The organism is Stenotrophomonas sp. A3_2, from assembly GCF_036624925.1.
Lineage (GTDB): Bacteria > Pseudomonadota > Gammaproteobacteria > Xanthomonadales > Xanthomonadaceae > Stenotrophomonas > Stenotrophomonas hibiscicola.
Genome location: NZ_JAZKVY010000080.1, coordinates 1 through 352, shown reverse-complemented (window position 1 = coordinate 352; position 352 = coordinate 1). Strand labels below are relative to the sequence as shown.

At 63.6% G+C, this 352-nt stretch carries 1 protein-coding gene; it reads right to left on the bottom strand.

Features of this window, described 5'->3' with window-relative positions; translation table 11 throughout:
• Nucleotides 1–352, bottom strand: a 352-nt coding sequence (locus tag R5H29_RS01495) for a class II aldolase/adducin family protein (protein ID WP_332328625.1), incomplete at both ends; no start/stop codon positions are given.

Here is a 352-nt window from a genome sequence, read left to right as displayed (position 1 = left end):
AAGCCCGCCATGTGCCACACCGCCTGCAGAGGCGTCCTGGAGATGCTGAAGGGCACCATCGACGCGGAGTGGCTGTGGACAACGGCCTGGACATCGGCGCGTGCCCGGTAGATCTCGCCGTGGATGAATCGTTCGAGATAGCTCGGTCTGTCGTCCGCGGTCGTCCCGTCCAATCCGATCACCTGAATGTCGTCGGGCGTGACGAGGCCGGGGGCCAGGTTTCTGGAGATGAGGAACCTGCTCGGGTCGTCGGGGTCACGGACGCTCACGTGGCCGAAAGCATCGAGGATGCCGTGGCGGACGAGAATGCGATTCGCATCGACGAGATCCTCTCGAACCCCTAGTCGATCAC